Source organism: Ramlibacter sp. (assembly GCF_035706265.1).
Lineage (GTDB): Bacteria > Pseudomonadota > Gammaproteobacteria > Burkholderiales > Burkholderiaceae_C > Ramlibacter.
In genome coordinates, this window is sequence record NZ_DASSVG010000583.1 from 1 (window position 1) to 6,133 (window position 6,133).

Here is a 6,133-nt window from a genome sequence, read left to right on the forward strand (position 1 = left end):
GTGGTGACCTTCGTCTCCCTGATGGTGCACATCTACACCATCGGCTACATGGAGGAGGACGAGGGCTACAACCGCTTCTTCGGCTACATCTCGCTGTTCACGTTCTCGATGCTCATGCTGGTCATGAGCAACAACTTCCTCCAGCTGTTCTTCGGCTGGGAGGCGGTGGGCCTGGTTTCCTACCTGCTGATCGGCTTCTGGTACACCAAGCCGACCGCGATCTTCGCCAACCTCAAGGCCTTCCTGGTCAACCGTGTCGGCGACTTCGGCTTCATCCTGGGCATCGGCCTGGTCGTCGCGACCCTCAACACGCTGAACTACGGCGAGACCTTCGCCAACGCGCAGAAGCTGGTGGTGCCCTTCGGCTACGGCACCGACTGGATGCTGATCACGGTGATCTGCATCTGCCTGTTCATCGGCGCCATGGGCAAGAGCGCGCAGTTCCCGCTGCACGTGTGGCTGCCCGACTCGATGGAAGGCCCGACGCCGATTTCCGCGCTGATCCACGCCGCCACGATGGTGACGGCCGGCATCTTCATGGTGGCGCGCATGTCGCCGCTGTTCGAGCTGTCCGACACGGCGCTGTCCTTCATCCTGGTGATCGGCGCCATCACGGCCCTGTTCATGGGCTTCCTGGGCATCATCCAGAACGACATCAAGCGCGTGGTGGCGTATTCGACGCTGTCGCAGCTCGGGTACATGACCGTCGCCCTGGGCGCCTCCGCCTACTCGGTGGCGGTGTTCCACCTGATGACGCACGCCTTCTTCAAGGCGCTGCTGTTCCTGGCCGCCGGCTCGGTGATCATCGGCATGCACCACAACCAGGACATCCGCTGGATGGGCGGCGTGCGCAAGTACATGCCGATCACGTGGATCACCTCGCTGCTCGGCTCGCTGGCCCTGATCGGCACGCCCTTCTTCGCCGGCTTCTACTCGAAGGACTCGATCATCGAGGCCGTGCACCTGTCGAAGCTGCCCGGCGCCGGCTTCGCCTACTTCGCCGTGATGGCCGGCGTGTTCGTGACGGCCTTCTACTCCTTCCGCATGTACTTCCTGGTGTTCCACGGCAAGGAGCGCTACGACCAGAACCCGGAGGCCCACGCGCACCACTACTCCGACGAGGAGCCGGACGTGCAGGGACATGCCGTGCACAAGGACGACCACGGCCATGGCCATGGCCACGACGCCAAGCCGCACGAGTCGCCGTGGGTGGTGACGGTGCCGCTGATCCTGCTGGCGATTCCCTCGGTGGTGATCGGCTACCTGACCATCCAGGGCATGCTGTACGGCGATTTCTTCAAGGACTCCATCTTCGTCAACCTGGAGCGGCACCCGGCGCTGGAGGAGATGGCCAGGGAATTCCACGGCCCGCTCGCCATGGCGCTGCACGGCTTCACGACGCCGGTGTTCTGGCTGGCGCTCGCCGGCGTGGTGCTCGCCTGGTACATGTACATGAAGAACCTGGCGCTGCCGGCCGCGATCCAGCGCCGCTTCCAGCCGGTCTACAAGCTGCTGGACAACAAGTACTACATGGACTGGATCAACGAGAACCTGATCGCGCCGGCGGCGCGCGGCGTCGGCCGCGGCCTGTGGAAGGGCGGCGACCAGGGCGTGATCGAGGGCATCTTCGTCAACGGCAGCGCCCGCCTGGTGGCGAAGTTCGCCGGCGTGGTGCGCTGGGTGCAGTCCGGCTACATCTACCACTACGCGTTCGCGATGCTGGTGGGCGTGGTGGTTCTCATGACCTACTTCGTGAGCTGGCCCATGATCAGCGAGTGGCTGAAGAAGTAAGACGGATCGGAGAGAGAAGAAAATGCAGACGGGACTCTTGAGCCTCGCGATCTGGACGCCGATCGTGTTCGGGGCGATCCTGCTGGCCCTGGGCCGCGAAGACCAGGCGCGCATGGTGCGCTGGATCGCGCTGGTCGGCTCGATCGTCAGCTTCCTGGTGACGCTGCCGCTGTACAGCCGCTTCGACATCACCACCGCGGACATGCAGTTCGTCGAGAAGACGGGCTGGATCGAGCGCTTCAACGTCAACTACCACCTGGGGGTGGACGGCATCTCGCTGTGGTTCGTGCTGCTCACCGCCTTCATCACGGTGGTGGTGGTGATCTCGGCCTGGGAGGTGATCACCGAGCGCGTCAACCAGTACATGGGCGCGTTCCTGATCCTCTCGGGCTTCATGATCGGCGTGTTCTGCGCGCTCGACGCGGTGCTGTTCTACGTGTTCTTCGAGGCGACCCTGATCCCGATGTACCTGATCATCGGGATCTGGGGCGGGCCGAACAAGATCTACGCGGCCTTCAAGTTCTTCCTGTACACGCTGCTCGGCTCGCTGCTGATGCTGGTGGCGCTGGTGTACCTGTACACCAAGTCCGGCGGCAGCTTCGACATCCTCACCTGGCACAAGCTGCCGCTCACGGGGCTGGCCCAGACGCTGCTGTTCTTCGGCTTCTTCGCCGCCTTCGCCGTGAAGGTGCCGATGTTCCCGGTGCACACCTGGCTGCCGGACGTGCACGTGGAAGCGCCCACCGGCGGCTCCGCCGTGCTGGCCGCCATCATGCTGAAGCTGGGGGCCTACGGCTTCCTGCGCTTCTCGATGCCGATCGCGCCCGACGCCTCGCGCGAGTGGGCCTGGCTGATCATCGCGCTGTCGCTGATCGCCGTGATCTACGTCGGCCTGGTGGCCCTGGTGCAGCAGGACATGAAGAAGCTGGTGGCCTATTCGTCGGTGGCGCACATGGGCTTCGTGACGCTGGGCTTCTTCATCTTCAACGACCTGGGCGTCTCCGGCGGCATCTCGATGATGATCGCGCACGGCTTCGTCTCGGCCGCCATGTTCCTGTGCATCGGCGTGCTGTACGACCGCGTGCACTCGCGCCAGATCGCCGACTACGGCGGCGTCGTCAACACCATGCCGACCTTCGCCGCGCTGGCGGTGCTGTTCGCGATGGCCAATGCGGGCCTGCCCGCCACCGCCGGCTTCGTCGGCGAGTGGATGGTGATCCTGGCCACGGTGAAGTCCAACTTCTGGCTCGGCCTGCTGGCCGCCACCTCGCTGATCTCGGGCGCCGCCTACACCCTGTGGATGGTCAAGCGCGTGTACTTCGGCCCGATCGGCAACGACCACGTCAAGGTGCTCAAGGACATCAACGCCCGCGAGTTCCTGATGCTGGGCCTGCTGGCCGTGGCGGTGCTGTACATGGGCATCCACCCGAAACCCTTCACCGACGTCATGAACGTCTCGGTGGCCGGCTTCCTGAAGCACGTCGCGGTTTCCAAGCTGTGACGCGGAAGCAGGAGAACCAGAAATGATCGACAACACCCAACTCGCGGTCGTCGCGCCCGAGATCCTGCTGCTGGTGATGGCCTGCGTGATCGCGCTGGTCGACCTCGGCGTGAAGAGCCGGCTGCGCAACCTGACCTACGGCCTGACCATGCTCACGCTGGCCGTGCTGGCCTTCTACACCGGCGAACTGGGCGCGCAGGGCGGCACGTCCTACGGCTTCAACCGCATGGTGGTGAGCGACTCGATGGCCAACTGGCTGAAGTGCTTCTCCACCATCGCCATGATGGTCTGCATGGTGTACGGCCGCCCCTACGCGGGCGACCGCGACATGCTGCGCGGCGGCGAGTTCTTCACGCTGGCCATGCTGGCGCTGCTGGGCATCTACGTGATGATCTCCGGCAACAACTTCCTGGTGATCTACCTGGGCCTGGAACTGCTCACGCTCTCCAGCTACGCGCTGGTGGCGCTGCGCCGCGACCACACCATCGCCACCGAAGCCGCGATGAAGTACTTCGTGCTGGGCGCGATGGCCTCGGGCTTCCTGCTCTATGGCATCTCGATGCTGTACGGCGCCACCGGTTCGCTGGACATCGGCACGGTGTTCAAGATCGTCGGCAGCGGCCAGGTCAAGCACCAGGTGCTGGTGTTCGGCCTCGTGTTCATCGTCGCAGGCCTTGCCTTCAAGCTGGGCGCCGCCCCCTTCCACATGTGGATCCCAGACGTCTACCAGGGCGCGCCGACGGCGATCATGCTGATCATCGGCACGGCGCCCGAACTGGCGGCCTTCGCGATCGCGATCCGGCTGCTGGTGGAAGGCCTGCTGCCGCTGGCGATCGACTGGCAGCAGATGCTGATGGTGCTGGCCGTGGCCTCGCTGTTCATCGGCAACCTGGCCGCCATCGCGCAGACCAACCTCAAGCGCATGCTGGCCTATTCGACCATCGGCCAGATGGGCTTCGTGATGCTGGGCCTGCTGTCCGGCGTGGTCAACGGCGACCCGATCTTCGCCCGCAACGCCTACAGCTCCGCGATGTTCTACATCGTGACCTACGTGCTGACCTTCCTGGCCGCCGTCGGCATCATCCTGCTGCTGGCGCGCGAGGGCTTCGAGAGCGAGGAGATCGCCGACTTCGCCGGCCTCAACCAGCGCAGCCCGCTGTACGCCGGCATCATGTCGATCTGCCTGTTCTCGCTGGCCGGCATCCCGCCGATGGTGGGCTTCTACGCCAAGCTGTCGGTGCTGCAGGCGCTGGTGGCTTCGGGCAGCTCGCTGTACATCGGCCTGGCCGTCTTCGCGGTGCTGATGTCGCTGGTGGCCGCGTACTACTACATCCGCGTGGTCAAGGTGATGTACTTCGACGCGCCGATCACGGCCACCACGGTGGCGGCGCCGGCCGACGTGCGCGTGGTGCTCACGGTCAACGGCGGGCTGGTGCTGCTGCTGGGCATCCTGCCGGGCGGCCTGATGACGCTGTGCGCGCGGGCCATCGTGCGGATGCTGGGTTCGTGACGATCACCCGGCGCGCGTGACGCAGACCGCCTCGGTCTGGCTGGTGCTCGCGCTGGCCTTCGCGGGCGCCAACCTGCCTTTCCTGACCGAGCGCCTGCTCGGTCTGGTTCCCCTGGCGGGCGGCAAGAACCTGGCCGTGCGGCTGGGGGAACTCGTCCTGATGTATCTTCTGGTCGGCGCCGTGGGCCTGGGCCTGGAGCAGCGCGCCGGCCAGATCGCGCCCCAGGGCTGGGAGTTCTACGCGATCACCGCGGCGCTGTTCCTCACCTTCGCCTTTCCCGGCTTCGTCTGGCGTTACCTTTACAAGCGCAAGTAGTCCATGTCGCACACCGACGGCCACCTGAGGGAGCACACGGTCTCCCGCGAGGAATTGCTCAAGGGGCACTTCCTCCACATCGTGCGCGAGACCGTCCGCCTGCCGGACGGCGGCAACGCCACGCGCGAATACGTGCTCCATCCCGGCGCCGTGGCCATCGTGCCGCTGCTGGACGACGGCCGCATCGTGCTGGAGCGCCAGTACCGCCATCCCACCGGCAAGGTGATGATCGAGATCCCGGCCGGCAAGCTGGATCCGGGCGAGGGCGCCCTGGCCTGCGCGCAGCGCGAGCTGCTGGAGGAGACCGGCTACGTGGCGCGCGAATGGGCCTTCGCCTTCACCATGTACCCCACGGTCGCCTACTCGGACGAGGCGATCGGCATCTGGTTCGCGCGCGGGCTGGAGCACCGGGGCGCGCAGCTCGACGAGGGCGAGTTCCTGGACGTCATCACCGCCACCCCGGAGGAATTCCTGGGCTGGTGCCGCGACGGCGTGGTGCAGGATTCCAAGACCCTCGCTTCGGCCATCTGGGTCCAGAACGTGGCTGCCGGCACTTGGAAACTGGACTGGCAAACCCCAGCTTGACGCCATGAAGGTGCTCAACCTCCAGTGCAGTCACGCCCACGGCTTCGAGGGCTGGTTCGCGTCCGAAGAAGACTTCCAGGACCAGCTCGCCCGCGGGCTGGTCGAATGCCCCCTGTGCGGCGACGTTCAGGTCGCCAAGATGCCGAGCGCCCCGCGCCTGAACCTGGGCGCTCCCGAACCCAGGGCGCCGGCCAAGCAGGAAGTGGTCACCGCGCCCGATGCGCAACTGCAGGCGGCCTGGATGCAACTGGTGAAGCAGGTGGTGGCCAACACCGAGGACGTCGGCGAGCGCTTCGCCGAGGAAGCCCGCAAGATCCACTACGGCGAATCCGAGGAGCGCGGCATCCGCGGCCAGGCCTCCCGGGAAGAAACGCAGGCGCTGCTGGAAGAGGGCATCGCCGTGCTGCCGCTGCCGCTGCCCAAGGGCCTC

At 65.8% G+C, this 6,133-nt stretch carries 6 protein-coding genes; all 6 read left to right on the forward strand.

The genetic code is table 11. The features are described 5' to 3' along the window. The coding region (nuoL, locus tag VFM98_RS20880) for an NADH-quinone oxidoreductase subunit L (RefSeq protein WP_325111815.1) at positions 1-1,791 on the forward strand (1,791 nt) is incomplete at its 5' end. A 22-nt stretch (positions 1,792-1,813) separates the two neighbouring features. Next, positions 1,814-3,292 (forward strand): NADH-quinone oxidoreductase subunit M, encoded by a 1,479-nt coding sequence (locus tag VFM98_RS20885; protein ID WP_325111816.1) that lies wholly within the window; start codon positions 1,814-1,816, stop codon positions 3,290-3,292. Between the two features lie 22 nt (positions 3,293-3,314). Then, positions 3,315-4,802 carry an NADH-quinone oxidoreductase subunit NuoN gene (gene nuoN / locus VFM98_RS20890; RefSeq protein ID WP_325111817.1) on the forward strand — a complete coding sequence of 496 codons (1,488 nt, stop codon included), beginning with the start codon at positions 3,315-3,317 and terminating at the stop codon, positions 4,800-4,802. Positions 4,803-4,818: 16 nt separating this feature from the next. Continuing rightward, the gene (locus VFM98_RS20895; RefSeq protein ID WP_325111818.1) at positions 4,819-5,118 is read left to right on the forward strand and encodes a DUF2818 family protein; all 300 of its coding nucleotides are present in this window, start codon (positions 4,819-4,821) and stop codon (positions 5,116-5,118) included. A 3-nt stretch (positions 5,119-5,121) separates the two neighbouring features. Then, positions 5,122-5,703: an NUDIX hydrolase gene (locus tag VFM98_RS20900; protein ID WP_325111819.1), complete on the forward strand. Its 582-nt coding sequence runs from the start codon at positions 5,122-5,124 to the stop codon at positions 5,701-5,703. A 4-nt stretch (positions 5,704-5,707) separates the two neighbouring features. After that, on the forward strand, positions 5,708-6,133 hold a 426-nt coding region (locus VFM98_RS20905), incomplete at its 3' end, for a DUF1178 family protein (protein WP_325111820.1).